The organism is Nonomuraea roseola (assembly GCF_039535395.1).
Lineage (GTDB): Bacteria > Actinomycetota > Actinomycetes > Streptosporangiales > Streptosporangiaceae > Nonomuraea > Nonomuraea roseola.
This window is the reverse complement of record NZ_BAAAXC010000015.1, coordinates 3,124,729-3,150,874: the sequence shown is the minus strand read 5'-3', so window position 1 is coordinate 3,150,874 and position 26,146 is coordinate 3,124,729. Positions and strand designations below refer to the sequence as shown.

Below are 26,146 nucleotides of genomic sequence, written 5' to 3'. Positions count from 1 at the left end.
CTACTGCAGGCGGTCGATGGCCGCCGACAGCCGCTGCAGCGCCTCCAGGATGGCGGCCCACTCCGCCTCGCCCAGCTCCTCCGCCAGCCGCGCCGCGAGGGCGGCGTGGCCTGGCGTGATCTTCTCGACGGCCGCCCTGCCCTCGGGGGTCGGCCGCAGCAGCTTGGCCCTGCGGTGGGCGGGGTTGGGCTGGTACTCCGCCAGCCCTCTCTCCACCAGCAGGTCGGCGATGCGCTGCACCCCCTGGCGGGTCATCCCCATCACCCTGGCGATGCCCGCGACCGGCAGCGGCTCGTGGAGCACCGCGCCGAGCACCTGCCACCATGAGGCGGTCAGGCCCGCCGGCCTGGCCAGCTCCTCCGACACCTCGAGGAACTGGCCGTTGAGCCGGAAGGCCGTCAGCGCGGTCGCGGACAACAGCTCTCCCCTGTCGCTCATGAGCCCATCATGACCTCGGCGGCCGCCGGGTCGCTGTACTTGAAGAGCCTGAACCACGCGTCGAGCATGTCGGGCTTGTAGACGTCGAGCCTGCCGAGGATCTCGCGGGCGAAGGCGACGGGCTCGGTCGGCCCTGCCGTGATGAGGTCGCCGCCGGTCACCGCGTCGGCCTCCACGTAGCGCGCGGCACCGCCGTAGCCCTCCTGGGCCAGCAGGTAGCCGTCGACGGCGCTGGTGTGGTCGCGCTCGTCGAGCAGCCCGGCCCGCGCCAGACCCGCGACCGCGCCGCAGATGGCCGCGACCGGCACGCCCTCGGCCAGGAACTCGCCCGCCTTCGCGGCGAACGCGCGCAGGTCGTCTCCGGCGTCCCACAGCTCCGCGCCCGGCAGGATCAGCATCGCGCTGTCGGCGGGAGAGAGCGAGTCGAGCGTGATGTCGGGGAGGATGCGCATCCCGCCCATGGTCGTGATCGGGTCGAGCGTCTCGGCGACGGTGACGACGTCGTACTGCTCTCCACGCAGGTGCGCGGTCGCGTACCCGGTCTCCCAGTCGGCGAGGGTGTTGTAAACGGCGAGGTGAACGATTCGCTTCATGACAACATCTTGTCACTTCGACAGCATGTTGTCAACTGAAAGTCTGCAAGGATGGTCCCATGGCAGAGATCGTCGGCGGGGGACGTCCGGTCAACGACGCCGAGCGGCGCGTGATCGCGCATCTGCGCGACCGCGCGCCCGACGACTGGCTGCTGTTGCACAACATCGAGATCCCGCGCGGCGCCGACCTGTTCGAGGTCGATCTGATCGTGCTGACCGGCCACTCGGTCGTGGTCATCGACGTCAAGGGCACCAGGGGCCGCATCGAGGTCTCGGGCCAGCGCTGGTTCCCCCCGCGCAGGGAGGCGTTCGGCTCTCCCGTGGCCAAGCTGCGCGGCACCGCCAGGGCGCTGAAGGGGCTCCTGGTCGACAAGCACAGGGAGCTGGAGCGGGTCTACGTCGACAGCCTCGTGGTGCTGTCCTCCCCCGACGCCGAGCTGGTCGACGCGGGCGGGCGCGACGCCGCCAACGTCACCGACCTGCCCTCCCTCATCGACACCCTGGCCGACCCCTCCCGCGTACGGCGAGGCGGCACCCGCGACGCCAAGCCGTACCTGCCGAAGATCCTCGACGCGCTCAACGCCACCGTGCGCCGCAGCACCGCCCCGCCCAGGTTCGGCAACTGGGAGGTCGAGGAGCGCCTCGGCGGCGACAGCAAGGTCACCGAGTACCGCGCGTTCAACGCCACGCTGCCGGGCAGCGAGACCGTGCTGCTGCGCGTCTACCAGGCCGACCCCCTGGCCGACCAGGAGCAGCGGGCGGCCGAGCGGCAGCGCATCGCCAACGCCTACCAGTCGCTGACCAGGATCCCCTCGCACCCCAACGTCGTCAGGTCGCGCGACTTCTTCGCCATCGACGACGAGAGCAGGTTCGTGCTGGTGCTCGACGACGCGCACGGCAGGGCGCTGCACCTCCAGCTGCAAGATCGGCGCAGCGAGGTGCTGAGGGGCCTGCTGGCAGGGCTCGCGCACGTGCACGCCCACGGCGTGGTGCACAGGGCGCTGACGCCCGCCTCCGTGCTGGTGTCCGAGGACGGCCAGGCGATGCTGACCGGCTTCGACTACGCCAAGGGCGCGCCCAGGCCCTACACCGTGGCCAACGAGCTGACCAACGTGCTCGACGCCCACTACGTCGCCCCCGAGTGCCACGACAGGCCCGACCTGATGACCTCGGCCGCCGACGTCTACGCGGCGGGCGTGATCGCCCACCAGGTGCTGACCGGCGAGCTGCCCGAGGGGCCCGACGCGCTCTCCCACGACGTGGTGCGGGCCATGCTCGACCACAGCCCCGCCAAACGGCCGAGCGCGGCCGAGGCGCTGGCGGCGCTCGACGGGGTGCCGGCCGTACGGGAGGGCAGGCTCAGACGGCTTCTGCGGCGAGTGATCCTCTGAGCACCACCGCCTGGTCGAGGTAGTCACGGGCCAGCTCCGCCCGTCCCGCCGAGCGGTGCAGCTCGCCGAGCAGCTGGGCGGAGGAGGCCTCGCCGCTGCGGTCGCCGAGCTGCCTGAAGATCACCAGCGATCGTTCGAGACCCACGGAGGCGGGGCCGAGGTCGCCGCTGACGGCCTGGAAACCCGCCAGGCTCTGCATGGCGTAGGCACCGCAGTGCCGGTCACCGAGGCTCTCGAAGATGTCGAGCGCCCGCCCGTGGAAGCGCTCGGGCTCGCGCAGCTTGCCGAGGTGGATCGACACGCAGCCCTCGCGGTGGACGTCACCCAGCTCCTGGGCCAGGCGCAGCGCCTGTCCGAGCCACTGGGCGGCCTGGACGAGGTCGCCCGACTTCAGGCAGACCCTGCCGATGGCCTGGCGGGTGTAGGCCTCGCCGCTGAGATCCCCCACGGAGCCGAACATGGCCAGCGCGCGGTGGAAGTGCGCCAGCGCCGCCCTGTGCTCACCGCGGAACTGCGCCACGGCTCCGAGACCGCAGACCGAGGTGGCCTCCGCCCTGGTGTCGCCCAGCTCGTGGAAGGCCCTGCGGGCCCTGGCGAACATCTCCTCCGACTCGGCGTAGCGGTCCTGGTAGAGGCAGACCTGGGCCAGGCCCCTGAGCATGGCTGCCTCGCCGTAGCTGTCGCCCGCGACCCTGGCCGCCGCCAGCGCCGTCCCGTGGGTGCGCTGCCAGGTGCCGAAGTGGCAGCGCAGGTCGAGGTAGGGCACCATCGCGGCGGCGAGCCCCCACGCCTGCCCGCCCAGACCGGAGGAGGCGGCCACGCGCACGGCCTCCTCCAGCTCCTCGTGCTCGGCCTCGAACCAGGCCAGCGGGTCGGCGGTGAGCCGCTCGAGCGTCTCGCGCGGCAGCCACCAGCGCTCGGCGGCGGCCGAGCTGAGCGTGAAGACGGTGGTGGGCAGCCTGGCCGTGGCCAGCTCGGTGGTGGCGGTCCAGGTGGCGACGACCCTGGCCAGGGCGGCCAGGTCGGGTCCCTGCTCCAGCGCGTGGCACCTGACCAGGTCGGGCAGCCGGTAGCGGGGCTGGCCGAGCGGGTCGGTGCCGACCAGCCTCAGCAGGTCGGCGTCCACGAGCGCGTCGGTGACGTCGTCGGCCCTGTGCCTGCCGAGCACGGCGTCGACCACCCAGCCGGGCAGCGAGGCGCCGCCGAGCCTGCCCAGCGTGTGGAGTGTCCTGGCGGCCTCTGCCGGCAGACCCCTGTAGCTGTGGTCGAGCCCGAGGCGCACGTCCAGGTCGCCGATGCGCAGCTCGCCTATCCTGCGCGACTCGTCCTTGAGCCTGTTCTGGAACAGCGCGAGCGACCAGCCCGGACGCGCCGCCAGGCGCGCCCCCGCGATCCGTACGGCCAGCGGCACGAACCCGCAGGCCCGCACGATCGCCGTGGCCGCCTCCCGCTCCCTCCTCGCCCTGTCCGCCCCGATGATCCTTTCCAGGAGCTCCTCGGCCTCGGGCGGCGACAGGGGCTCCAGATGGATCTGGAGCGCGCCAGGAACCGACGTGAGCTTCGACCTGCTGGTCACGATCACCGAGCTGCCCGCGCCCGGCAGCAGCGGCCTGACCTGTGCGGCGTCGGCCGCGTCGTCGAGCACCACGAGCATCGGGCGCTCGGCCAGGACGCTGCGATAGAGGGCCGAGCGCTCGGCGAGCGTGGCGGGGATCGCGCTCACGCCCAGCGCCCGCAGCGCCTGGGCGAGCAGGTCGGCGGGGTCGGCGGCGGCCATGCACAGGTAGAGCTGCCCCGAGGGGAAGGCGTCCGCGAGGGCATGCGCGCCGCGGACGGCCAGCGCGCTCTTCCCCGCTCCCGGCGGTCCCGAGATCACCGCGACAGGGAAGGGCCCACGGCCGACGCCCTGGCGCGTCAGGAGGGCGAGCGCCTGCCTTCTGCCCACGAAGTCGGGAAGGTCGGGAGGGAGCTGCCTGGGTGTCCACACCCGCTGGGAGGGCGGCGTTCCCGCCAGCACCGTCGCCTGCACCTCGCGCAGCTCGGGGCCGGGCTCGACGCCCAGTTCGGCGACCAGCTGTCTCCTGATCTCGGTGTAGCACGCCAGTGCCTCCGCCTGCCGTCCGCTCCCGTGGAGGGCGAGCATGAGCTGTCCCCACAGGTCCTCACGGAAGGGGTGCTCGGCGCACAGGGCGCGCAGCAGGGTGACGGCCTCGCCGTACTCCCCTCGCTCCATGCGGGCGGCGATCAGCTCGCGCGCGGCGGCGAGCCGTACCTCGGGAAGGGGGGCGAGGCGGCGCGTCCACAGGGGATGGTCGGGGAGGTCGGACAGCGGGGCGCCGCGCCACAGCGCCAGCGCCTCGGCCAGCGACTCGGGATCGCGGCGGGCCACCAGACGCTCGAACGTCAGCAGGTCGAGCTCGTCATGAGCCACCTCGATCAGGTAGCAGGACCCCTCGGCGCGGATGCGGGCACCGAGTTCGGAACGCAGTGAACTCGCGTAGGTGCGCAGGTTGGCGTGCGCGGAGCGGGGTGGGCGCTCCCACAGCACGTCGACCAGATGGTCGGCCCCCACGAGATGGTTGGCGTCGAGAAGCAGTGTGGCCAGCAGCATGCGCGGCTTCCTGCCGGAGATGCGCACGGGCCGTCCTCCGGCTCGCGCCTCCAGCGGGCCGAGCACATGGAAGGACACCATGGCAGCCCTCTGTACGTTTTTTGTACGGATTATTCCCACCCTGGGGCCTGCGAAGACTTACCGGTGTGGAAGGGGTCCCAGTGAAACTCCGAGCAGTCCTCATCGCAGGCTTAGCCCTGGTCATGAGCATCGCCGCCGCCGACCCAGAGGAGGGGGGCGACCCTCCCAACGAGGTGACCGCCGATGTGAGCATCATGGCCACCAACTTCCAGCTGCCCTTCCCCTGCGGCCAGGCATGGACGGGCAACTCCAGCGCGAGCAGCGCGCACCAGTCCTGGGAGATCGACTTCAACAGGGGCAGCACGGCTGACGCCGACCTCGGCGACCCGGTCGTGGCGGCCGCCTCAGGCACCGTGGTCATCTCCGCCCACCAGGGCTCGGCCAACGGCTACGGCAACCTGGTCAAGATCGACCACGGCGGCGGCTGGTCCACCTACTACGCGCACCTGAACGTCCGCTCGGTCAGCTCCGGTCAGGCCGTCTCCCAGGGCCAGCGGATCGGCACCGTCGGCAACACCAGCAAGCCGGGCAACTACATCTCCCCGCACCTCCACTACGAGGTACGGCTGGGCAGCAGCTACCCCTCCAACATCCAGAAGGCCGTCTTCAACGGCACGACCTTCGGCTACCCCGTCCAGACCCTCACCTCGAGGAACTGCGGGAGCACCACCAACCCCTACACCCCGCAGGAGGTGTGCGGCTCGGGCTACAGCGTGATCGACTCCGCGGCCCTCGGCACCTCGGGAACCGTCTACCTGCTCTACAACAGCGGCAACGGCTACAACTGCGTCACCACGATCAAGAAGACCTCGCTCGGCTCGGCCACCGCCACCTCCGCCTATCTGGAGGTGCAAGGCAGTAGCCGGATAACCGACTCGGGCAACTTCTCCTACTACGCGGGACCCGTCAGGGCCTCGGCGGCCGGCAAGTGCGTGAGGTGGGGAGGCAAGGCGGGCTCCTCGGTCTACGACAGCCCGTTCGAGCACTGCGGCTGATCTCCTTCCGCAAAGGGCCCCCGGCGCGCCTGGGGCCCTTTCACACGAGGTCGATGATGTCGATCACCGTCACCACCGAGCCCCGCGTGACGGCGACCCTGCTCCCCACCCGCTTGCCGACCAGCCCCTCGACCCACTCGGACGGCACGGCGCCCTCCTTCAGCACGAACGCCCTCGGCCCGCCGTCCGCGCGGGAGGACGCCACGACCTCGCGCCCCGGCCTGCGGATGGCGACGTACTGCACGACCACCGTGGAGCCGGGGCCGACCTGGCGCCCCGAGCCGTCGATCAGCGTGCCCGAGCGTGCAGGGCCCGCGAGTTTCGGGAGCTCCTCGCCGACCAGCCTCGCGTCGGGCGGATAGCCGCCGAGGATGTCGAAGACGAGAACGAGCGGGTCGCCCTGTCCCGCTCCCGCCCCGCCGTACGCGAGACGCCCAGGGCCGACCAGCATCACCCTGCTGCCCGCCCTGCGGCCGATCAGCACCCGCTCCCAGATCCCGGGAACCCCGTCGCGTCCGAAGACGACCGTGAGGGGCCTGCCCGCGTCGTAGGTGTTGAGATGGGTCGCGTCGCCGCTCCATCCGCGGATCACGACCTCGGTCACCACCACGTCCCCCGGACTCGTGCGCGGCCCCGTGCCCTCGGCCAGCACGCTGATCTCGGGCGTACCGCCAGGGCGCTGTGAGGGCAGCTCGATGACCGGCCTGCTGCCGAACACCCCGCTCACGACCGGCGTGGTGGCGGAGGCGCAGGAGGTGACGAGCATGAGGAGCACCAGCACGGTCACGCGCACGGTGATGACCTAGCCCCGATCGTCCCAAGCGACTCCTGACCACCCTCCATCTCCCGGCAAACTGGGATGCTGTGAGCCGACCGAACCTGGCGCGCAGGGTCGCGGACGCGGCCGAGATCGCGCTCACCACCCGCAAGTACGTCACCTTCATCGACGTCGTCACCGGCCTGCGCTGGCTGCACAGCCGCCATGTCGACACCTGGAGACAGGGCAGGTCGGCCACGCTCGGCGAGCTGGCGGCCGTCGACGACGCGCGCCTGCTCGACGCGGCCGCCGCGCTGCGCGAATGGGCGCTGTCCAGGGGGCTGCGGCCGGTGGAGACGCCCTACCTGTCAGGCAGCAGGGAGCGCAGGGAGCTGCGCTTCACCGCCTCAGGTGAGCAGGGCTCCTTCCGCGTCCACTGGATTTCGCCCGACCTCAGCGACGCGCGGGTGAAGCAGCTGGCCGAACGGCAGAGCAAGGCGCCCGACCTGGTCGTGGTCGCGCCGCTCGAGACGTGGACCTGCGCCACGTGCGGCGACACGGGCCCTTACCTGATCATGGAGGACGACCGCCCGCACTGCCTCACCTGCGCCGACCTCGACCACCTGGTCTTCCTCCCCTCGGGAAACGCGGCGCTGAGCCGCAGGGCCAAGAAGGAGAGCGGGCTGTCGGCGGTGGTGGTCCAGTACAACAGGCGGCGCAAGGTCTACCAGCGCCAGGGGGTGCTGGTCGAGGAGGCCGCGCTGGCGCGCGCCGAGGAGCAGTGCCTGGGCGACGAGGAGCTACGCCTGCGCCGCCGCGACCGCGACAGGGAGCGCAGGGCCGAGCAGGACCTCGACTACCGGTCCAGGATGGCCGCCGAGATCCTGCGGCTCTTCCCCGCCTGCCCTCCAGGGCGCGCCGACTCGATCGCCGCCCACGCCGCCCTGCGCGGCAGCGGCAGGGTGGGGCGCACGGCCGCCGCCAAGGCCCTCGACGAGAACGCGATCACGCTCGCCGTCGTGGCCTCGATCCGCCACCTCGACACCGGCTACGACAGGATGCTGATGGACGGTGTGCCCCGCATGGAGGCCCGCGACCGCATCAGACCGGCCATCGATGCCAAACTGTCGGAGCTCAGGGGTAGAAGAGAACCATGAGCGACTGGCACGCCGTCAGGCAGACCATGCGCGACTTCGCGCTCAGCCTGCCTGAGACCCACGAGGACTTCCCTTGGGGCGATCGGGTCATCAAGGTCAACAAGAAGGTCTTCCTGTTTCTCGGCATCGACGAGCCGACCGAGAAGTGGAACCCCTCCTTCGGGGTCAAGCTCCAGTCCGAGGCGCACGGCCACGCGCTGACCGTCGAGGGCGCCGAGCCCAGCGGCTACGGCCTGGGCAAGGCGGGCTGGGTGACGGTCCCGTTCCAGAGCGCGCTGCCCGACGTCGAGCTGCTGCTCGACTGGGTCGAGGAGAGCTACAGGACGATCGCCCCGAAACGGGCCATCAAGCTACTGAACAGCGAGGCGCAGGGCGAAGCCGACCAGTAGTACACCGGTGATCCGCTCGACGCGCCGCCGCACCCGCGGCGTGCGCAGCAGCGCGCCCACGCGGTCGACCACGAGCACGTAGAGCGCGAACCAGGCGGCGTAGAGCCCCGCGAAGACGGCCGACAGCAGCAGCGCGTCGCTCGTTCCCGTCATGAACTGCGGCAGGAAGGTGACCTGGAAGAGCAGCACCTTCGGATTGAGCAGGTTGGAGAAGAAGCCGTTGCGGATGTGCCGCCGGCCCGCGTCCCGCACCGCCTCCTTCGGCTTGGCGCGGAAGGACTGCACGCCCAGCCACACCAGATAGGCGATGCCGATCCACCTGAGCGCGGTGAAGGCGGTCGGCGAGGCGGCCAGCAGCGCCGACAGGCCGAGCGAGGCGGCGGTGGCGTGGACGGCGAGGCCGAGCAGCCCGCCCGCCATCGTGAGCAAGCCGGCCACGCGGCCGTGCGTGAGGGAGCTGCGCATGATCAGGGCCGCGTCGGGCCCGGGGATCATGATCATGACAAGTGCGGTGACCGCGAAGGTCAGCAGCATGGCGGGGGTCTCCCGGAAGCTGGGCGCGCTCCGGGAGACCCGCGGGTGTGCAGGCCGCACGGAACCGCGGACGTACATGGGTGCCTTGTGGGCACCCTGATGTTACTTGTCCGAATTCCGGTACGGCGCCAGGGGCCTGCCCAACGTGGGCGCGCCCAGCAGCTTGGCCGAGGAGACGGCGTAGATGCCGTCGTTGGTGAACACCCAGACGATCTTGCGGTCCCACTCGACGTAGATGGCGTGGGTCTGGTTGCCGAGCGCGTAGTCCGGCACGCCCTTGCTGAACCCGCTGGGCACGAACTGCGCGACCCGCTTCGGCCGCCTGATGTCGGTGGTGTCGAAGAACTGCACGCCCGCGTTGTAGAAGGCGTAGGTCAGCAGGCCCTGCTTCGGCTCTCCCGGCGAGGTGTAGGAGCCCGACCGCTTGGGGCCGAAGCTGCCGCCGCGCTGGCAGTAGTCGGCGAACGGGGCGCCCGCCGCCGGCGCGGGCCTGGGCAGCGTGCCGACGATCCGCGGGTGGCGCGGGTCGCGGGCGTCGACCTGGAAGACGTCCTTGTAGGGCTCGTGGCAGTCCTCGCCGAGTGGGTAGCCCGAGACGTAGACCATGCCGGTCTTCTCGTACTGGGAGACGTCCACGTTGTCGGCCTCCGTGCCGCCGACCGACATCGGCAGGTCGAGGTGGCCGATCTCCTTCATCTTCGCCGGGTCGGAGATGTCGAGGATCGACAGGCCGTAGCCGCCGAGCGCGGCGAAGCCGTACTTGCCTGAGACGAAGAACGGCATGCGCGCGCCCATCCAGGAGGTCTGGTTGCCGCAGCGCGGGTTCTTGGCGTAGGCGGCCTCCTCCCCCGCGACCTGGCCCTTGCGGTGCCACTCGCCGACCTTCTTCGGCCGCTTCAGGTCGGACATGTCCCACGCCTGGTAGCCGGGCGAGTAGAGGTAGGTGGGCACCTCGGTGTTGCGCCAGGTGTCGAGCGGGGCGACGGCGATGAACATGTACTTCCCGCCGGTCCAGTACGGCACGTCCAGCGAGCCCGAGCCCTGCTGCACGCCCGGCTTCGGGTCGCTCAGCGTGGGGTCGGTCGTCACCGTGGACAGCAGTTTCCAGTCCTTCCTTCGCGGGCCGTCCAGGCGGTAGACCTTGAAGCCCTTGAAGGTGGTCTCGCCGCGCAGCTGCTCCACGCCCGAGGGGTTGTGGAACTTGCTCTTCTCGACGCTGTCGCCGAGCTGGTCGACCTGGCGCTTCTGCTCGAAGGACTGGATCATCACGTAATGGCCGTCGCGCCACTGGATGGTGGCTGCGCCCCAGTAGTCGGCGGCCTTCCAGTCCTTGCCGGTCAGGCTCTCGACGATCTTCACCTTGCGCACGTCGGTGACGTCGTAGACACGGGCCTCGGTGCGGTCGTACTGGAACAGGTAGCGGCGGCCGTCGAAGTCGACGACGTTCTGCCAGGTGTGGAAGTAGTCGGGGGTGAAGTCCGCGCCCCTGTAGGAGGCCTCCACCTTGATCGGGCCCTCGACGTGGCTCTTCGGGTCGTAGCCCTTGGTCTTGGGGAAGAGGTCCTGGGCGCCGCCGGGGAAGGAGAAGCGCTCCTCGCCCGCGGGGGTGAGTGCTGGGTGGCGGAACGTGCCGTCGAGCTGCATGCCGTACTCGCCGGGGGCGGGGTCGCTCGGGCGGCGGTCACCGCAGACGGTGGGGAAGGCGTCGTCGGGTTCGGCCTGCGCGGGAGCGGCCACCAGCAGGCTTGCCAGGCAGGCGGTGGTGGCCAGAGTCGCTCTGAACATCTTGTGACCTTTCGGGGGATGCGCCCCAGAGTGATGGGTGCGCGTCCCGTTCCCCAATGCCTGGTTCCGCGTTACGGAACCAGGGCGGCCAGCGCCACGCTCAGGCCGCGCTGGTTCTGGCCCGAGGCCTTGGCGTCGGTGGAGTTGATGGAGTAGACGACGGTCCTGCTCAGGTCGCGGGTGGCGCCCACGCCTGCCGAGAAGCCGTACCTGGCGCCCGTCTTGCCGTAGGCGACCTGCCCGCCGGGCAGCACCATCCTGGACATGCCTGAGGTGTACACGGCGGGGTCGCAGCCGCCGAACGCCGTCACCCTCGGGACGGTGAACATCGGCTCCAGCTGGGCGGGCGGCACGACCTTGCCGGAGAAGAGCGCGTTCACGAACGTCTCCAGGTCGCGGGCGGTCGAGATCAGGTCGCCCGAGGCCCAGGTGGAGGTGACGCTGGTCGCGGTCATGTCCACGACGGACGCGTCGCCGTACCGGATCGAGCCGGGGAAGCCGGCGGGGACGATCTGGTAGCCGTGGTTGTGCCTGCCGCGGATGTGCACCGACCGTCCGGGCAGGTAGCTGTCGCGCATGCCGAGCGGGCGCAGGATGCGGGTGGTGACCTCGTGCTCGTAGGAGCGGCCCGTGACCTTCTCGATGAGCAGGCCGGCGACGAAGGTGTTGGTGTTGAGGTAGTGCTGCCTGGTGCCGGGCGTGAACTCGACCGGGTTCCTCACGGCCAGCGCGACGTACTCCTCTGGCGTCCAGGTCTTGAACCTGGTCCGGTAGACCTCCTCGAAGCCGCCGTCGATCTCGGGCGCGGGCAGGCCACTGGTGTGGTTGAGCAGCTGACCCACGGTGATCTCCGGGTAGCCGGCGGGAAGCAGGCCGGGCAGGTACTCCTGGACGGCGCCGTCGAGCGACACCCTGCCCTCGGCGACGAGCTGGAGCACGACGGCGGTGGTGAACATCTTGGTGACGCTGCCTGCGCGGAAGCGGACGTCGTCCTTGGCGGGCCGCTCGGCGCGCAGGTCACCGACCCCCGTGACGCCCTTCCATGTTCCCTTCGTGCCGCCCACGCGCACGATCGCCGCGGTGGCGTCGGGCGCGGGCAGCTTCTCGACGCTCTTGGCGAGCGCCGCCTCGTTGATCGGCGGCACCTTGACGACGGGGTCGGTGGCGGGCTGGGGGGCCGGGCAGTCCTCGACGGAGGCGTGCGCGGGGGCACCGACGACGGAGGCGGTGACGAAGGTGGCGAGGGAGGCGAGCGCGAGGGCCGCGGGGAGGCTCTTGTTCATGTCCTCGATCCTGTCGAGAACGCCGAGTCTCCGGATCGCCTGTGCCGGTGAACTCCGGCCTCCCTCCTGAGAGGGAGGCCGATGGGTCGCTCAGGTGACGGCGAGCCGCTGGGCGTACTTCTCGTCGCGCCACAGCTCCTTGTCCAGCACCTCCAGCAGCGTCTGGGCGGCGTCGTAGACGTCGACGTGCCTGATGTAGAGCGGCGCGAAGCCGAAGCGGAGAATGTCGGGCGCCCTGAAGTCGCCGTGCACCCCCCTGTCGATCAGCGCCCTCATCACCGGGTAGCCGTCGGGGTGGAAGAAGCTGACCTGGCTGCCCCTGCGCTCGGGTTCGCGGGGCGAGGCCAGCTCCAGCGCGTCGCCGACCAGGTCGACGAAGAGCGAGGTCAGCTGGACGCTCTTGGCGCGGACCTGCGCCAGGTCCACCCGCTCCCACACGTCGAGCGAGGCCTCCAGCGCGGCGAACGACAGCACGTGCGGGGTGCTGACCGTGAAGCGCCTGATGCCGTCGGCGGGCCTGAAGCGCGGCTCGAAGGCGAACGGCTCGGCGTGGGCGTACCAGCCGGACAGCACGTTCTCCGCGGCCTCGTGATGACGCGGGTTCACGTAGAGGAACGCGGGTGCGCCCGGCCCTCCGTTGAGGTACTTGTAGGTGCAGCCGAGCGCGAAGTCGGCCGCCGAGACGTCGATCTCGAGCGCGCCGACGCTGTGGCAGAGGTCCCAGACCATCAGCGCGCCCGCGGCCTGCACCCTCGCCGTCATCTCGGCCACGTCGTAGCGCTCTCCCGTGCGGTAGTTCACCTCCGACAGCAGCACCACCGCCACGTCGTCGCCAAGGCCCTCGGAGATGTCGCGGATCTCGCAGTCGAGGCCCTCGAGGACGTAGTTGTCGGTCGGGAAGTTCGTCACGTCGGCGACCACGACCTTCCTCGAGGGGTTCAGCCGCAACGCCGCCGCCACCGCCTGGTAGACCGCGATCGACGTGGTGTTGCCCACCACCACCGAGCCGGGGCCCACGCCGATCAGCGGGGCGAGCCTGTCGCCCGTGGTGAGCGGCTGGGCGTACCAGCCCGCGCTGTTCCACCCGCCCACCAGCTCACGGCCCCACTCCTGCTCGACGGCGCGCCGCACCCTCTCGGACGTACGGCGGGGCAGCGCGCCCAAGGAGTTGCCGACGAGGTAGACGACCCCCTCGGGCAGCACGAACTCGTCCCTGAACGCCTTCAGCGGATCCGCCGCGTCGAGAGCCAGACAGTCATCACGATTCACGGTGTTCTCCCAGAAATATCGCCGCATTCCCTCCCAGGATCCTGGCGCGGGCCTCGTCGGAAAGGAAGGCCGCCTCCCTGACCACGGCGCCCACGGGGGTCTCGCCGAGCGGATAGGGGAAGTCGGAGCCGAGCATCACGCGGTCCTCACCCATGGTGTCCACCAGCAGCCGCAACGCCCGCTCGTCGAAGACGACGGAGTCGACGCTGAAGCGGTCGAGGTAGTGCGAAGGCGGGTGCTCGGAGGTGCCGATGACGTCGTTCCTGCGATGCCAGGCGTTCTCGAAACGGCCGAGCCAGAAGGCGAAGGAGCCGCCGCCGTGGGCGAAGCAGATCCTCAACGACTCGGGGACCCTGTCGAAGACGCCGCCGAGGATCATCGCGAGGATCGACAGGTGGGTCTCGGCGGGCATGCCGACCAGCCACTGCGCCATCCACCTGTCCACGCGGGGCCCCGAGGGCAGGTCCCACGGGTGGACGAAGACGGGCGCGTTCCTGTCGGCGCAGTGCTGGAGGAACTGCACCACGCCCTCGTCGTCGAGGTCCCTGTCACCGACGTGGTTGCCGATCTCGACGCCCCTGTGCCCGTTGGCGAGGCAGCGGTCGAGCTCCTCGCAGGCCAGGTCGGGGTCCTGCAACGGCACCTGGCAGAACGGGATGAACCGCTCGTCGGCGCAGATCTCAAGACTGAGGTCGTTGAAGACGCGGGCGGCGCGGACCGCCTCCCCCGCGGGGCGGTCGTAGGCGAAGAACACAGGCGTGGGCGAGACGACCTGCCTGTCCACGCCCATCGTCCTGGCCCGCACCTCAGGATCCCAGCAGTCGTCCTGGACCCTCCTGAACTCCCTGTCACCCACGAGGATCATCGCCTCGCGCTCGGAGTCGATCCGCAGCCGCGGCGCCCCCGGCCAGCCCAGGTCGGGCCAGCCCTTGGGGACGTGGTGCGTGTGGATGTCGGTGATCAACGACTATCCCTTGCCGGGGTGCAGCGCCCCGCAGCTGTCGCAGGTGCGCGCCTTCTCGTCGGCGTAGAACGCGGCGAAGACCGGCGGCAGGTCCTCGACGATGTCGCGCACCTGCAGCTCGACCTCGTGCACCACGGCGTTGCACTCCTGGCAGTACCAGCGGAACCGCTCCAGCGTGCCCTCCTCGCGGATCCTCTCGATCACCAGGCCGACGGAGTCGGCCTCGCGCTGCGGGGAGTGCGGCATGTTGCCCGGCAGCAGCCACATCTGACCTTCGCGGATGTGGACGGTGTCAGGGCCTTCCGGCGTCATGACGTTGAGACGCATGTTCCCCTTGATCTGGAAGAACAGCTCCTCGTAGGGGTCGACGTGGAAGTCGGTGCGCTGGTTGGGGCCGCCGACGACCATCACGATGAAGTCGTCGGCCTGCTCGAAGACCACCTTGTTGCCCACCGGCGGCTTGAGCAGGTGGGAGTGCTCGTCGATCCACTTGGTGAAGTCGATGGGCGGAATCATGATCGCTCCTTTGGTAGGTAGGCCACGGCCTGCATCTCGATCAGCAGGTGAGGGTGCGGCAGCTGGTGCACCGCCACCGTCGTGCGGGTGGGCCCTGTCTCGTCGAAGAACTCGCCGTAGACCTCGTTGTAGCCCTTGAAGTCGTTCATGTTCACCAGGTAGGTGGTGATCTGGACCAGATCGCCGAGCGCTCCTCCCGCTGCTCGCAGGATGTCGCCGATGTTCTCGATCACTGCCCTGGTCTGCGCGCGGATGTCGAGATCGGTGGTCCCCATCTCGTCCGACTCCACGCCCGCGAACGTGTTGTCGGGCCGCCGCGAACTCGTGCCGGAGACGTAGAGGAAGTCCCCTGCCCGCTTGACGTGCGGGAACCTGCCCCTCGGCGTGGCCATGCCCTCGACCAGCATCACAGCACCACCTTCCCGAGGCGCTGGATCTCCACCTGGACGTGCGCGCCCTCGCGCAGCGGCTCGGCGGGCGTGGCCGCGCCCGCCAGCAGGATGGCGCCCTCCTCGATCGCCAGCCCCACCTGTACGGCCAGCCGCGCCGCCTCCACGACCGCCCTGCGCGGATCGCCCAGAATGGCGCCCGTGGACCCGACGTGCACGGGACGCCCGTCGATCTCGAAGAGCACGCCGAGGTTCCAGTCGTCGGGGTCGTAGGCCCTCCACGGGCCGATCGCGTAGCCCGCGGCCGAGGTGTTGTCGGCGATCACGCTCTCCAGCGAGAACCTGAAGTTCTCGTAGCGCGAGTCGATCACTTCAAGCCCCGCCGCGACGGCCACGACGGCGCCCGGCCTCAGGGCGTCCTCGACCGTCTCGATCCTGCGCCCGACCAGGTAGGCCACCTCGGGCTCGACCCTCGGATGGATGTACTTCGCCACGTCGACCTCGGCCATCGACGGCGTCAGCCGCCCCAGGATGAGGTCGTTGACCCCCATCTGGCGGCGTTTGCCCTCGCTGGTGAAGCCCAGCTTGACCCCCGAGAGCGGCTCGCCGCGCAGGGTGAGGAGCTCCTCCTGGATCTCGTAGGCGGTGGCGACGTCGAAGTCGTCCACAGGCTGTGGAATCGGCGTCCTGCTGAGCGCGGCCTCGTGCAGCGCCTGGGCGAGCTTCATTTGGTCAGGTCCAATGCGATATCGACGATCATGTCCTCCTGCCCGCCGACCATACGGCGGCGGCCCGCCTCGGCGAGGATGGCGCGCGTGTCCACGCCGTACCTCTCCGACGCGGCCTCGGCGTGGCGCAGGAAGCTGGAGTAGACGCCCGCGTAGCCGAGCGTCAGCGTCTCCCTGTCCACCCGCACGGGACGGTCCTGCAACGGCCTGACCAGATCGTCGGCCGCGTCCATCAGCGCGTAGAGGTCGCAGCCGTGCTCCCAGCCCATGAGGTCGGCCACGGCCGCGAACACCTCGAGCGGCGCGTTGCCCGCGCCCGCCCCCATGCCGGCCAGCGAGGCGTCCACCCTGGTGCAGCCGTTCTCCACCGCCACCACCGAGTTGGCCACGCCCAGGCTCAGGTTGTGGTGGGCGTGGATGCCGATCTCGGTCTCCGGCCTGAGCGCGTCGCGGTAGGCCCTGATCCGGTCGCGGACGCCGTCCATGGTGAGACCGCCGCCCGAGTCGGTCACGTAGACGCAGTGCGCGCCGTACGACTCCATGAGTTTCGCCTGCTCGGCGAGGACCTCGGGCGGGGCCATGTGCGCCATCATCAGGAACCCGGCGACGTCCATGCCCAGCTCGCGGGCGGTGGAGATGTGCTGGGCGGAGATGTCGGCCTCGGTGCAGTGCGTGGCGATCCGCACCGAGGTGACGCCCAGCGCGTGGGCCCTCCTGAGGTCCTCGATGGTGCCGATGCCGGGCAGCAGCAGGGTGGTGAGCCTGGCCCGCCGTACGGCTCCCGCGACGGCCTCGATCCACTCCTCGTCGGTGTGGGCGCCTGGACCGTAGTTGAAGCTCCCTCCGGCCAGGCCGTCGCCGTGCGCCACCTCGATCGCGGCCACGCCCGCCTCGTCCAGCGCCTTGGCGATGGAGACGGCCTCGGCGGTGCTGTAGCGGTGCCGGATGGCATGCATGCCGTCCCGCAGCGTCACGTCCTGGACGTAGACCCTCATGCCCCGACCTCCGCCAGCCGCTCGGCGGTCCGCAGCGCGGCGGCCGTCATGATGTCCAGGTTCCCCGCGTAGGCGGGCAGGTAGTGCGCAGCCCCCTCCACCTCCAGGAACACGCTCACCTTCACCCCGCCTCTCGCTCCTGGCGCGAGCGTCCGCACCGGCTCGTCGTCGCCCACCTTGGTGAACTGCACCTCCTGCTTGAGCCGGTAGCCGGGCACGTACTCCTGGACCGAGGCCACCATCGCCTCGACCGAGGCGACCATCTCGGCCTCCGAGCACGACTCCACCAGGCAGTAGACGGTGTCCCGCATGATCAGCGGAGGCTCCGCCGGGTTCAGCACGATGATCGCCTTCCCTCGTCCCGCGCCGCCCACCCGCTCCAGCGCCCTGGCCGTGGTCGTGGTGAACTCGTCGATGTTGGCGCGTGTCCCTGGACCCGCCGACCTGGACGCGATGGAGGCCACGATCTCGGCGTACAGCACGGGAGCCACCGACGACACCGCCGCCACGATGGGGATCGTCGCCTGCCCTCCGCACGTCACCATGTTGAGGTTGGGCGCGTCCAGGTGCTCCTCGAGGTTGACCGACGGCACCACGTAGGGGCCGAGCGCGGCGGGCGTGAGGTCGATGACCCGCTTGCCGTGCGCCTGGACGGCCTCGGCGTTGCGCGCGTGCGCACCCGCCGAGGTGGCGTCGAGCACCACGTCGACCGAGGCGAACGAGGGCAGCGACACCAGTCCTTCCACCCCCGAGGAGGTGGTCTCCAGCCCTCTGCGCCGCGCCCTCGCCAGGCCGTCCGAGTCGGGGTCGATCCCCGCCATCGCCACGACCTCGACCTTCTTCGACAGCAGGGCCTTGAACATCAGGTCGGTCCCGATGTTGCCCGACCCGATGATCGCGATCTTCACGCGAACACCGCCCGCACCGAGCCGAGCCCGTCGATGACCGCCTCGAAGGCGTCACCCGCCTCCACCGGCACGACGGGGCCCAGCGCCCCCGTCAGCACGACGTCACCGGCGCGCAGGGGGTGGTCACCCGCGCCCAGGGTGTCGGCCAGCCAGACGGCGGCGTTGAGCGGGTGCCCCATGCAGGCCGCGCCCGCGCCCGTGGAGACCTCCTGTCCGCGCCTGGTCATCGTCATGCCCGCCAGCCGCAGGTCGAGCCCGCGCAGCCCCACGGGCGTGTTGCCGAGCACGAAGGCCCCGCTGGAGGCGTTGTCGGCGATGGTGTCGGCCAGCGTGATGTCCCAGTCGGCGACGCGCGAGTCGACGATCTCGATCGCGGGCAGCGCGAAGTCCACGGCCCTGATCACCTCGGCGACCGTGAAGGGCCCGCCGACCAGGTCACGGCCGAGCACCAGCGCGACCTCCGCCTCCGCCTTCGGCTGCAGGAACCTCTCGTACGGCACCGGCAGCCCGTCCAGGTAGGCCATGTCGGCGAAGAGCATGCCGAAGTCGGGAGAGTCCACGCCCAGCTGCTTCTGCACGGCGAGGTTCGTCAGGCCGATCTTGCGCCCGACCAGCCTGCGCCCCTCCTCCAGCGCCCTGCGGGTGTTGATCTCCTGTACGGCGTAGCCCTCTCCGGCTGTCGCGACCAGGTCCCTGACGGGCGCGCATGGCTTGCCCGAGCGCACCGCCTCGAGCAGCCGGTCGGCCGCCTGGGTGCGCACGTCGACGGCCTCGGACCACTCGTCATTCATCGGAAGACTCCAGCTTGATCGTGATCGTGGTGGGCTCAGAGTAGAAGTCGAGCGACTGCGTGCCGCCCTCGCGGCCGATGCCGGACAGCTTGACGCCGCCGAACGGGGTCCGCAGGTCGCGCAGGTACCAGGTGTTGACCCAGACGAGCCCCGCCTCGAGGCGCTGGGCGACGCGGTGGGCCCTGTCGAGGCTCGTGGTCCACAGGGTGGCGGCCAGGCCGTAGTCGGAGTCGTTGGCCAGCGCGACCGCCTCCCCCTCGGTGTCGAAGGGGCTCACGTGGCAGACAGGTCCGAAGATCTCCTCCCTGTTGAAGCGCGAGCTCTCCGGCAACCCGGTCACCACGGTGGGCTCCACGAAGTATCCGGGCCCCTCGGGCGCGCTCCCGCCGGTCAGGAACTTCGCGCCCTCCTCGCGGGCGAGCGCGTAGTAGGACAGGACCTTCTCCCTGTGCTCGGCGGAGATCATCGGCTGCGGGGTCACCGACGCCGCCCTCTCGGCCAGCCTGGCGCAGAACTCCTCGAAGATCGGGCGCTCGACGTAGAGCCGCTCGGTGCACAGGCACACCTGGCCGCCGTTGGTGAACACCGACCTCACGCTGCCCTCGACCGCCCTGTCCAGGTCGGCGTCGGCGAAGACCAGGCCGGCGTTCTTGCCGCCCAGCTCGAAGGAGATCGGCTTGACCCTGTCGGCCACCGACTTCATGATCGACGATCCGGTGCGGGTGGAGCCCGTGAAGGTCACCCCGTCGACCCCCTCGTGCGAGACCAGGAGCTGCCCCGTCGTGCCGTACCCGTGGATCACGTTGACCACCCCGGGCGGCAGGCCCGCGTCGGCGCAGATCTGCGCGAACAGGGCGGCCGAGCCGGGGGTGTTCTCCGACGGCTTGATCACGACGGTGTTGCCCGCGACCAGCGCGGGCCCGAGCTTCCACGTCATCAGCAGGAACGGCAGGTTCCACGGGACGACGACCGCGACCACACCGAGCGGCCTGCGCACGGTGTAGCTGAGCACGTCCGTCAGGTGGAAGGCCTCGGAGGGACGCTGGGCGGCGATCTCGGCGAAGGCGCGGAAGTTGGCCGCGCCGCGCGGGATGTCGAGGGTGCGGGTCTGATCGAGGGGCTTGCCGGTGTCGGCGATCTCGGCGGCGACCAGATCGTCGAAGCGGGCCTCGATCCCTTCGGCCAGGCGGCGCATCCACGCGGCCCGCTCGGCGACGGGCATGGCGGCCCATCCGGGCGCCGCCTGCCTCGCCGCGCGCACGGCCCTGTCCACGACGGCCGAGTCCGCCTCGTGGACCTGCCTGATCACCCGACCGGTCACCGGGTCATAGGACGGGAAGGGCTCGCCCTCGGCCACCCATGTGCCACCGATGAAGTGGGCTACCTGCTCAAATGACATCATTCCTCCACCAAGGGGTATAGAACTTCCCGGCGGTTTGGGACAAGAATGCGTTCCGTGACACGGAACCCCGATCGTCTGTCGATGCTCGAGAAGTCGTGGCTGGTGCTGGACGCGTTCCGTCCCACCGGCGGCCCGCTCAGGCTCATGGACGTCGCCCAGCACTGTCATCTCCCCAAGACCACCGCCTTCCGGCTGCTCACCGAGCTGACCGAGATCGGCGCGGTCGCGCGCAAGGAGAACGGCTACTACCTCGGCCGCCGGCTGTTCGAGCTAGGTAGCATCGTCCCTCTCGAACGCGACCTGCGCCATGCCGCGCTGCCGTTCATGCACGATCTCTACGAGGCCACCAGGGAGACGATCCACCTGGGCGTGCGCGACGGGCTCGACGTGGTCTACGTCGAGAAGATCCGCGGCCACGAGTCGTTCTCGCTGCCCTCGCGGGTGGGCGGGCGGCTGCCGCTCACCTGCACGGGCGTGGGCAAGGCGCTGCTGGCCTACTCGGGGCCCGAGTTCATCGAGGAGGTGCTCTCGCGGCCGCTGCGCAGGCTGACCCCGCACTCGATCGTGGATCCCAAGCGCCTGGAGGAGGTCATCGGCCAGGTGCAGGCGTCGGGGCTGGCCTACGAGCGGGAGGAGGCGCAGCGCGGAGGGGCGTGCATCGCCGCGCCGGTCTTCAGCGGAGGGGCCGTGGTCGCCGCGCTCTCGGTGTCGGTGCCGCTGGCCCGCTTCCACCCGACCCGGCTGGCACCCGCGGTGAAGACGGCGGCCTTGGGAGTGTCGCGGGCGCTGACCCGGTCCATCTGACTTGTCCCATGGCACCCGAGATTTGGCTGTCCTTTCGGACAGTATTGCGTTTCCCTCAACCCGCATTATGGTCCGGTGGGCCAAACCTGGGAATTGTGGGGAAATATCGTCATTGCTGGGCTTTTGGGGGTGCCGCTGGCCGTCCTGACCGCCCTGACACTCGCCCGGACCCGCCGGCGCCGCGGACATCCCGCGCCCACGCGCACGGCGGTGGCCGACGTGGGCATCGTCGCAGGCACGGCCCCCTGGATCTGGATGATCCTCACGCCCTTCGACGGTCAGAGCGGTGTCAGTCTCGTCCCGTTCACCGACCTGGCCGCGCTCGCCTCCGCCGCGCCGGCGACGGTGTTCGTGCAGGTCGGAGGCAACCTCCTGGTCTTCGCCTGCCTGGGCGCGCTGCTTCCCGTCCGCTCTGTCCTGTTCGCCGGGCTCGCGCGGGTGGCGGCCGTGGCCGCGTCCGCCTCGCTGACCGTCGAGCTGCTGCAGTACGGCCTGCGCCTCGGCCGCCACTCCTCGATCGACGACGTGTTGATCAACACCGCGGGAGCGGTCTTGGCCGCTTTGGTTACTCGCCGCTGGTGGAGGTCCCTATAGCGGCCAGGACCGTTCCACAGTAACGGCCCGCGAAAACTCGCGAGGATCACCACACGGGCACGATCCACTCAAAAGAAGCACGGGACCAACCTGCGTATCTGTGCGATCGTGGACAAGGCGGGGCAAGTTCTCTGGAGACGCCAAACCCGGTTGGTGACAGAGGGTGATCAAACGTGTCTGAATCCTCCCCGGTACCCCACGAGCCCCCTATCTATCGCCGCATCGCCGACGGCCTGCGCGCCAGGATCCTGTCCGGCGAGCTGCGCGACGGGGACCGACTACCGGGCGAGAACGCGCTCATGGCAGAACACGCAATCGCTCGAGCCACCGCCCGCCAGGCGCTGGCCGTGCTGATCAACGAAGGGCTGGCGGTGCCGAAAAGAGGTTCGGGGGTTTATGTGCGACAGTTCAAGCCGATCCGCAGGCACGGATCGCGACGCCTGTCCCGTGAGCAATGGGGCCAGGGACGGGCTATCTGGGACGCCGACACGCGCGGCCGTCCCTTCACCGTGGACGAGGTGGCGGTCGTTCGCGAGCAGGCGAGCGAGGCGACCGCGGGCGTCCTCGACAGCACCGAAGTGTGGATCAGGCGCCGCCGCTACTCGGTGGACGCGAGACCTGTCCAGTTGGCCACCTCCTACTTTCCCGCCGACCTGGTGGAAGGCAGCGCGATCACGCTGCAGGACACGGGTCCCGGCGGTGTCTACGCGCGGTTGCGGGACCTCGGCCTGCCGCCGGCGCACTTCACCGAGGAAGTGCGCGCCCGCATGCCGCACCCTGCCGAGGCCCGGCTGCTCGAACTGCCCGCGGGCACCCCGGTGATCGCGATCTCCAGGACCGCCTACACGACCGGCGGCCTGCCCGTCGAATACAACGAGATGGTGCTCGACTCCGCGTCCTACGTACTCCAATACGACTTCGACGCTTAGGTCAAGCCGAAATGTCAAGCGATAGGTTGACCTGTCCCTTGCGATCATTGATTTCTCTAGAGATGTGACGCACCTTCTAGAGAGAGACAAGCACGAGTGGGGACCCCGGGAAGGGTGACCAGATGTCCTTTGACCGGCATCTAGCCGAGATCGCCCGGGAGTACCCCCACTGGACCATCTGGCGGAGCGACGCGGGCCGCTGGTGGGCCACGCGACACCACCCGCTCAGCGCCGCGCAGCGCGACGCCGGGTGCGCGATGACCATAGACGCCGACGACCCGGAGGGGCTTCGCGAACAGCTGAGAGACCAGGATCGGCGAACCGGGTTCGCCGGTCCCGACCACCTCCACGAAGAAGTGAATGACGAGGAGCGGCGGCCTGGGCCCGCCCCTTGACGCGCGTGCTGTGGATCGTTCTAGGCGGGGGATCCACGGCACGCGTCCGGCCTCTCGTGAGGCCAAGAGCAGCCCGGTGCCGGGTTCAGCGTCTCGGCGGCTCCGGCACCGGGCCCCCAGGCGCGGAAGTCTCCGACCCTATCGGGGGCGGGGGCTTCCGCCCTGAACGTTGCGGCGCCCCCTCCTCGGGGGAGTGGCGCAGCCGAGGCGCCAGAACGAGCGTCACGGCGACGGAGGCCGTCGCCATGACCGCCATCGCCGTCCCCGGCGAGGTGTGCTGGGCGACGGCGCCGGCGAGAGCCGCGCTCACGCCCTGCAGGGTGAGCACCCCCGACGACCCCAGCCCGAGCGCCTGGCCGCGCGCCTGCGCCGGCGTGAGCGCCACCAGCCGCTCCTGCAGCAGCAGGCTCGCCGAGTAGCCGACCGACGCCAGCGTGACCACTACCAGCGCGACGGGCAGCCCGGGTTCCAGCACCAGCACCAGATAGGGGACCGCGAGCAGCAGCCTGAGCGGTGCGCCGAGCCGCGCCCTCCACCGGTGCGGAACCAGCCTGCCGATCGCCGCGTCGCCCACCAGCATCCCGAAGGCGGCGAAGGCGAACAGCAGCCCGGCGTGCCGCGGGTCGTAGGCGACGAACAGCGACTCGCACCCGACGATCAGCCCGTTGGGCACCCACATCGCCAGGTAGACGTGCCTGCGCGGCGGCGACGACCACAGCCGCCCGTTGGCCCGCCAGGTCTCGGCCACCGAAGGCCGCCCTGCCGCCCTGGCAGGCCGCCCGCTGAGCCCGAACCTGGCCAGGCACGCCGCGACCAGGTAGAGACCCGCCGCCGCCACGAGCGTGCCGCGAGGCGACAGCACCGTCAGCAGCACCCCGCCGAGAGCGAACCCGCCGATCTGCATCGCGCCCGTCGACATGTTGAGCACCGAGCGGCCCAGCACGTAGCCGTTCTCGGGGAGGATCTCGTCCAGAAGGCCGAGCCGTACCCCGCCGCCGAGCGAGCCGACCATGCCCAGGGCCAGCAGGATGACGAAGATCGCCCACAGCGGCAGCCCCGGCAGCGCCTGCGCCGCCGTGCCGAGGCCCGACACCAGCGCTATACCTGTCAGCGCGAGACGCGGGGGCAGCCTGTCGGCGGCCGACAGCAGCACGGCCGCGCCCGCCACCTGGGCCAGAGAGGCGCCGAACATGCTGAGCGCGGACAGCAGCGGCGATCCCGTGGCCGCGTACACGAGCGTGCCGAGCGCGAGCCCGCTGGCCGTCGAGGCCGCCACCTGCGCCGAGGCGGTGAGGAAGAACGGCGTGAACTCCGGCGCTTCGAACAGTTCCCGATAGGTCCGCATGGCGGGAAGTCTCATGAGCCGCCGCGAGGGAACGTTAGAGTTTCGCGCCGGCGCGAAAGGAGGACCGCCGTGGGCTGGTGGCAGGTCAACGCCGACACCATGGCCGAAGGCAGGTTCGCGCTCTCTCCCCTGGCCGAGACGACCGCGGCCCTCTTCGCCCTGCAGGCGGGGCTCGCAGGGCACCCGGGCCAGCGCGCATGGCTCGACGCCCATCTGCCCGCCTACAGGAAGCGGCTGGCGACCGACCCGATCACCACTCTGCTCCTCGGGGCGGCGCTCGGCCGTGCCTGGACCGCCGACTTCCTGACCCCCGCCCCGACGGGCGAGGACGAGCCCTCCTTCGCCGACGAGCTGGCGAGGATCCGCGCCACCCCGCCGCAGACCGCCGTCTCGGACCTGGCACTGTCGGCGAGCGGCCCTGTACCGGCCGAGTTGCACCGCTCCGACCTGCCCGAGCGCGCGGCGGACCTGCTGGAGTGGGTGTGGAGCGAGACCGTGCTGCCGTCGTGGCCGCAGCGCAGGCGCGTCCTGCACGCCGACATCGTCGCCAGGACCAGCCTTCTCACGCAGGGCGGCTGGGCCGCGGCGCTGGACGGCCTGCGGCCGGGGATGCGCTGGCTCGGTGACGGCAGGCTGCGGATCAACGCCCTGGACAACCCGCCAAGGGAGATCTCGGGCGCTCGACTGCTGTTCGTCCCCGTCACCCCGCTCACACCGAGGCAGGGCTGGATCGGGTGGAGCCTGCCGAGCCGGTATGCCGTGGTGTACGTCTGCTCGGGTGTCCTGGCCGAGGCGAACACCAGCCCTGTTCCCCAGGCGCTGGGGGCGTTGATCGGAGCGGGCCGCGCCAGGGTGCTCGTCCTGCTCGACACCCCGAAGAGCACGACGCAGCTGGTGGCGCTGACCGGCCAGGGGCTGGGCTCGGTGGGCCGCCACCTGAGGATCCTGCTCGACGCCCACCTCGTACGGCGCCGCCGAGCGGGCCGTTCGGTGCTCTACTACCGGACGACCGCGGGGGACGCGCTCGTCGAGGCAGGAGCCGGGCAGCCCGCCGGATCACGGTGAACCGGCGGGCCTGCCGTACGGACGCTGAAGGTTACTTGTGGGCCAGCGTGCCCAGGTTGACGTCGGTGTCCTCGGAGACGTGGCCGTCGGCGGGCGGGGCCGGCTCGGAGGTCTCGGAGATCTCGGCGGGCTCGGTGGGCTCGGTGGGCTTGGTGGGCTCCTCCTCGATGATCATCCGCACCTCCTCGACCTCCTCCACCGCGGGCTCGGCGACGACCAGCGGTCCCGAGGAGTTCTCCCTTCGCATGAGGTCGCCCAGCACCGAGCTGATCTCGTTGAGCCTGCGCACGACCTCGCCGTGCGTGTCGGTCAGGTAGGTGACCCGCCTTCCCGCGTGCTCGTCCAGCGAGTTGACCCGCTGCTGCGCCGCCTCGAGCGCCGACTGCGCCTCGGCCCGCGCGTTGGAGAGCGTGGCCTCCGCCTCCGCGCGGGCGCTGTCCACGGTCTGCTCCGCCTCCGCCCTGGCGGTGGTGAGCAACCTGTCGGACTCGGCCCTCGCCGCGCGCAGGGTCTCGTCGGCCTCCGCCCTGGCGGTGGTGAGCGTCTCCTCGGCGTCCGCACCCGCCTGGGCCAGCATGCGCTCGGCCGCGCCCGTGGCCTCGCCCACGCGGCGCTCCGCCTCGGCCTGCGCGCTGGTGAGGATGTTGTCTGCGGTCTCACGCGCGGAGGTGACCATGCGCTCGGCCTCCGCGGAGGCCGTCTCACGGAGCCTGGCGGCCTCGGACTCCGCGTCCTCGCGCTTGGCGGCCGCCTCCTCCTCGCCCAGCCTGAGAATCTGCGCCAGCCTCGGGCTGAGGTCGTCGTAGCTCTGGGGAGCCTCGACCATGCGGCGCCTGGCCTCGGCCAGCTCGATGCGGCCCTGCTCGGCCTGGTCGATCGCGCGCGCCAGCCGCTCCTCCAGGTCCCTGATCTGATTGCGTGAGCGGATCATGTAGTCGTGTACCTGACGCCGGCTGTAGCCGCGCATGACGACTTCGAAGGAGTCTTCCTGCATCAGGTCGGGGAAGCTCTCGTGCTGGTTTGTCATCTGGTATGTGG

27 protein-coding genes are annotated in these 26,146 nt (G+C 70.6%); 9 read left to right on the top strand and 18 right to left on the bottom strand.

Going from position 1 to position 26,146, the window contains the following annotated elements:
- Both ABFX55_RS38330 and ABFX55_RS38325 read right to left on the bottom strand, forming a co-directional pair.
- Complete coding sequence (locus ABFX55_RS38330) at nt 1-438, bottom strand: MarR family winged helix-turn-helix transcriptional regulator (RefSeq protein ID WP_346128008.1); 438 nt, start codon at nt 436-438, stop codon at nt 1-3.
- Nucleotides 435-1,031 (bottom strand): DJ-1/PfpI family protein, encoded by a 597-nt coding sequence (locus ABFX55_RS38325; RefSeq protein ID WP_183653862.1) that lies wholly within the window; start codon nt 1,029-1,031, stop codon nt 435-437. The genes ABFX55_RS38330 and ABFX55_RS38325 overlap by 4 nt, the downstream gene beginning before the upstream one ends.
- A 59-nt stretch (nt 1,032-1,090) precedes the next feature.
- Here ABFX55_RS38325 and mads6 point away from each other — a divergent pair, with 59 nt between their 5' ends.
- Nucleotides 1,091-2,422, top strand: coding sequence for a methylation-associated defense system protein kinase MAD6 (gene mads6, locus ABFX55_RS38320; protein WP_346128006.1), 1,332 nt, complete (start codon nt 1,091-1,093; stop codon nt 2,420-2,422).
- On the opposite strand, the gene ABFX55_RS38315 is transcribed toward mads6, so the two are convergent.
- Nucleotides 2,391-5,114, bottom strand: coding sequence for an AfsR/SARP family transcriptional regulator (locus tag ABFX55_RS38315; RefSeq protein WP_346128004.1), 2,724 nt, complete (start codon nt 5,112-5,114; stop codon nt 2,391-2,393). The genes mads6 and ABFX55_RS38315 overlap by 32 nt on opposite strands.
- An 80-nt stretch (nt 5,115-5,194) precedes the next feature.
- Between ABFX55_RS38315 and ABFX55_RS38310 the strand changes: the two genes are divergently transcribed.
- A complete protein-coding gene (locus ABFX55_RS38310; RefSeq protein WP_346128002.1) occupies nt 5,195-6,109 on the top strand; it encodes a M23 family metallopeptidase in 915 nt (304 codons plus the stop codon).
- 40 nt (nt 6,110-6,149) lie between these two features.
- On the opposite strand, the gene ABFX55_RS38305 is transcribed toward ABFX55_RS38310, so the two are convergent.
- Entirely contained in the window at nt 6,150-6,902 is a 753-nt protein-coding gene (locus ABFX55_RS38305) for an FKBP-type peptidyl-prolyl cis-trans isomerase (protein WP_346128000.1), read from the bottom strand.
- Nucleotides 6,903-6,973: 71 nt separating this feature from the next.
- Here ABFX55_RS38305 and ABFX55_RS38300 point away from each other — a divergent pair, with 71 nt between their 5' ends.
- A complete protein-coding gene (locus tag ABFX55_RS38300; RefSeq protein ID WP_346127998.1) occupies nt 6,974-8,023 on the top strand; it encodes a DUF2293 domain-containing protein in 1,050 nt (349 codons plus the stop codon).
- The gene (locus tag ABFX55_RS38295) at nt 8,020-8,412 is read left to right on the top strand and encodes an MmcQ/YjbR family DNA-binding protein (RefSeq protein WP_346127997.1); all 393 of its coding nucleotides are present in this window, start codon (nt 8,020-8,022) and stop codon (nt 8,410-8,412) included. Before ABFX55_RS38300 ends, ABFX55_RS38295 begins: the two co-directional genes overlap by 4 nt.
- On the opposite strand, the gene ABFX55_RS38290 is transcribed toward ABFX55_RS38295, so the two are convergent.
- The 12 genes from ABFX55_RS38290 to ABFX55_RS38235 form a co-directional block, all read right to left on the bottom strand.
- Nucleotides 8,374-8,946 carry a LysE family translocator gene (locus ABFX55_RS38290; protein ID WP_346127995.1) on the bottom strand — a complete coding sequence of 191 codons (573 nt, stop codon included), beginning with the start codon at nt 8,944-8,946 and terminating at the stop codon, nt 8,374-8,376. The two genes, ABFX55_RS38295 and ABFX55_RS38290, sit on opposite strands and share 39 nt — an antisense overlap.
- Before the next feature lie 102 nt (nt 8,947-9,048).
- On the bottom strand, nt 9,049-10,731 hold the full coding sequence (locus tag ABFX55_RS38285) for an LVIVD repeat-containing protein (protein ID WP_346127993.1): 1,683 nt from the start codon (nt 10,729-10,731) through the stop codon (nt 9,049-9,051).
- Between the two features lie 71 nt (nt 10,732-10,802).
- Nucleotides 10,803-12,014, bottom strand: coding sequence for a serine hydrolase domain-containing protein (locus ABFX55_RS38280; protein WP_346127991.1), 1,212 nt, complete (start codon nt 12,012-12,014; stop codon nt 10,803-10,805).
- A 90-nt stretch (nt 12,015-12,104) separates the two neighbouring features.
- Complete coding sequence (gene kynU / locus ABFX55_RS38275; protein ID WP_346127989.1) at nt 12,105-13,310, bottom strand: kynureninase; 1,206 nt, start codon at nt 13,308-13,310, stop codon at nt 12,105-12,107.
- The gene (locus tag ABFX55_RS38270) at nt 13,273-14,247 is read right to left on the bottom strand and encodes an amidohydrolase family protein (protein WP_346127987.1); all 975 of its coding nucleotides are present in this window, start codon (nt 14,245-14,247) and stop codon (nt 13,273-13,275) included. The genes kynU and ABFX55_RS38270 overlap by 38 nt, the downstream gene beginning before the upstream one ends.
- 3 nt (nt 14,248-14,250) lie before the next feature.
- Entirely contained in the window at nt 14,251-14,763 is a 513-nt protein-coding gene (locus ABFX55_RS38265) for a 3-hydroxyanthranilate 3,4-dioxygenase (protein WP_346127985.1), read from the bottom strand.
- The gene (locus tag ABFX55_RS38260; RefSeq protein ID WP_346131380.1) at nt 14,760-15,170 is read right to left on the bottom strand and encodes a RidA family protein; all 411 of its coding nucleotides are present in this window, start codon (nt 15,168-15,170) and stop codon (nt 14,760-14,762) included. The genes ABFX55_RS38265 and ABFX55_RS38260 overlap by 4 nt, the downstream gene beginning before the upstream one ends.
- The gene (locus tag ABFX55_RS38255; RefSeq protein WP_346127984.1) at nt 15,170-15,880 is read right to left on the bottom strand and encodes a 2-keto-4-pentenoate hydratase; all 711 of its coding nucleotides are present in this window, start codon (nt 15,878-15,880) and stop codon (nt 15,170-15,172) included. Before ABFX55_RS38255 ends, ABFX55_RS38260 begins: the two co-directional genes overlap by 1 nt.
- Entirely contained in the window at nt 15,877-16,875 is a 999-nt protein-coding gene (dmpG, locus tag ABFX55_RS38250; protein WP_346127982.1) for a 4-hydroxy-2-oxovalerate aldolase, read from the bottom strand. The genes ABFX55_RS38255 and dmpG overlap by 4 nt, the downstream gene beginning before the upstream one ends.
- Nucleotides 16,872-17,783, bottom strand: coding sequence for an acetaldehyde dehydrogenase (acetylating) (locus ABFX55_RS38245; protein ID WP_346127980.1), 912 nt, complete (start codon nt 17,781-17,783; stop codon nt 16,872-16,874). The genes dmpG and ABFX55_RS38245 overlap by 4 nt, the downstream gene beginning before the upstream one ends.
- Nucleotides 17,780-18,574 (bottom strand): 2-keto-4-pentenoate hydratase, encoded by a 795-nt coding sequence (locus ABFX55_RS38240; protein ID WP_346127978.1) that lies wholly within the window; start codon nt 18,572-18,574, stop codon nt 17,780-17,782. The genes ABFX55_RS38245 and ABFX55_RS38240 overlap by 4 nt, the downstream gene beginning before the upstream one ends.
- On the bottom strand, nt 18,567-19,976 hold the full coding sequence (locus tag ABFX55_RS38235) for an aldehyde dehydrogenase family protein (RefSeq protein WP_346127977.1): 1,410 nt from the start codon (nt 19,974-19,976) through the stop codon (nt 18,567-18,569). The genes ABFX55_RS38240 and ABFX55_RS38235 overlap by 8 nt, the downstream gene beginning before the upstream one ends.
- Before the next feature lie 81 nt (nt 19,977-20,057).
- On the opposite strand from ABFX55_RS38235, the gene ABFX55_RS38230 reads away from it, so the two are divergent.
- The 4 genes from ABFX55_RS38230 to ABFX55_RS38215 all read left to right on the top strand — a co-directional run bounded on the left by ABFX55_RS38230 (nt 20,058) and on the right by ABFX55_RS38215 (nt 22,698).
- Nucleotides 20,058-20,780: an IclR family transcriptional regulator gene (locus ABFX55_RS38230; RefSeq protein ID WP_346127975.1), complete on the top strand. Its 723-nt coding sequence runs from the start codon at nt 20,058-20,060 to the stop codon at nt 20,778-20,780.
- Nucleotides 20,781-20,909: 129 nt separating this feature from the next.
- A complete protein-coding gene (locus ABFX55_RS38225; protein ID WP_346127973.1) occupies nt 20,910-21,374 on the top strand; it encodes a VanZ family protein in 465 nt (154 codons plus the stop codon).
- 173 nt (nt 21,375-21,547) lie between these two features.
- Nucleotides 21,548-22,303: a GntR family transcriptional regulator gene (locus ABFX55_RS38220; protein ID WP_346127971.1), complete on the top strand. Its 756-nt coding sequence runs from the start codon at nt 21,548-21,550 to the stop codon at nt 22,301-22,303.
- A gap of 122 nt (nt 22,304-22,425) precedes the next feature.
- A complete protein-coding gene (locus tag ABFX55_RS38215; protein ID WP_346127969.1) occupies nt 22,426-22,698 on the top strand; it encodes a hypothetical protein in 273 nt (90 codons plus the stop codon).
- 85 nt (nt 22,699-22,783) lie between these two features.
- On the opposite strand, the gene ABFX55_RS38210 is transcribed toward ABFX55_RS38215, so the two are convergent.
- A complete protein-coding gene (locus ABFX55_RS38210) occupies nt 22,784-24,043 on the bottom strand; it encodes an MFS transporter (RefSeq protein WP_346127968.1) in 1,260 nt (419 codons plus the stop codon).
- Between the two features lie 69 nt (nt 24,044-24,112).
- Here ABFX55_RS38210 and ABFX55_RS38205 point away from each other — a divergent pair, with 69 nt between their 5' ends.
- On the top strand, nt 24,113-25,108 hold the full coding sequence (locus tag ABFX55_RS38205) for an ArsR/SmtB family transcription factor (RefSeq protein WP_346127966.1): 996 nt from the start codon (nt 24,113-24,115) through the stop codon (nt 25,106-25,108).
- A gap of 31 nt (nt 25,109-25,139) precedes the next feature.
- Here the strand turns inward: ABFX55_RS38205 and ABFX55_RS38200 are convergent, their stop codons facing one another.
- The gene (locus ABFX55_RS38200) at nt 25,140-26,135 is read right to left on the bottom strand and encodes a DivIVA domain-containing protein (protein WP_346127964.1); all 996 of its coding nucleotides are present in this window, start codon (nt 26,133-26,135) and stop codon (nt 25,140-25,142) included.
- Nucleotides 26,136-26,146: the final 11 nt, after the last annotated feature.

Coding starts and splice junctions, on each gene's coding strand:
- ABFX55_RS38280 (WP_346127991.1), bottom strand. CDS start 12,014: ATGAACAAGAGCCTCCCCGCGGCCCTCGCGCTCGCCTCCCTCGCCACC.
- ABFX55_RS38260 (WP_346131380.1), bottom strand. CDS start 15,170: ATGCTGGTCGAGGGCATGGCCACGCCGAGGGGCAGGTTCCCGCACGTC.
- mads6 (WP_346128006.1), top strand. CDS start 1,091: ATGGCAGAGATCGTCGGCGGGGGACGTCCGGTCAACGACGCCGAGCGG.
- ABFX55_RS38295 (WP_346127997.1), top strand. CDS start 8,020: ATGAGCGACTGGCACGCCGTCAGGCAGACCATGCGCGACTTCGCGCTC.
- ABFX55_RS38240 (WP_346127978.1), bottom strand. CDS start 18,574: ATGAATGACGAGTGGTCCGAGGCCGTCGACGTGCGCACCCAGGCGGCC.
- ABFX55_RS38265 (WP_346127985.1), bottom strand. CDS start 14,763: ATGATTCCGCCCATCGACTTCACCAAGTGGATCGACGAGCACTCCCAC.
- dmpG (WP_346127982.1), bottom strand. CDS start 16,875: ATGAGGGTCTACGTCCAGGACGTGACGCTGCGGGACGGCATGCATGCC.
- ABFX55_RS38255 (WP_346127984.1), bottom strand. CDS start 15,880: ATGAAGCTCGCCCAGGCGCTGCACGAGGCCGCGCTCAGCAGGACGCCG.
- ABFX55_RS38325 (WP_183653862.1), bottom strand. CDS start 1,031: ATGAAGCGAATCGTTCACCTCGCCGTTTACAACACCCTCGCCGACTGG.
- kynU (WP_346127989.1), bottom strand. CDS start 13,310: ATGCGGCGATATTTCTGGGAGAACACCGTGAATCGTGATGACTGTCTG.
- ABFX55_RS38290 (WP_346127995.1), bottom strand. CDS start 8,946: ATGCTGCTGACCTTCGCGGTCACCGCACTTGTCATGATCATGATCCCC.
- ABFX55_RS38285 (WP_346127993.1), bottom strand. CDS start 10,731: ATGTTCAGAGCGACTCTGGCCACCACCGCCTGCCTGGCAAGCCTGCTG.
- ABFX55_RS38330 (WP_346128008.1), bottom strand. CDS start 438: ATGAGCGACAGGGGAGAGCTGTTGTCCGCGACCGCGCTGACGGCCTTC.
- ABFX55_RS38215 (WP_346127969.1), top strand. CDS start 22,426: ATGTCCTTTGACCGGCATCTAGCCGAGATCGCCCGGGAGTACCCCCAC.
- ABFX55_RS38210 (WP_346127968.1), bottom strand. CDS start 24,043: ATGCGGACCTATCGGGAACTGTTCGAAGCGCCGGAGTTCACGCCGTTC.
- ABFX55_RS38235 (WP_346127977.1), bottom strand. CDS start 19,976: ATGATGTCATTTGAGCAGGTAGCCCACTTCATCGGTGGCACATGGGTG.
- ABFX55_RS38230 (WP_346127975.1), top strand. CDS start 20,058: ATGCTCGAGAAGTCGTGGCTGGTGCTGGACGCGTTCCGTCCCACCGGC.
- ABFX55_RS38315 (WP_346128004.1), bottom strand. CDS start 5,114: ATGGTGTCCTTCCATGTGCTCGGCCCGCTGGAGGCGCGAGCCGGAGGA.
- ABFX55_RS38200 (WP_346127964.1), bottom strand. CDS start 26,135: ATGACAAACCAGCACGAGAGCTTCCCCGACCTGATGCAGGAAGACTCC.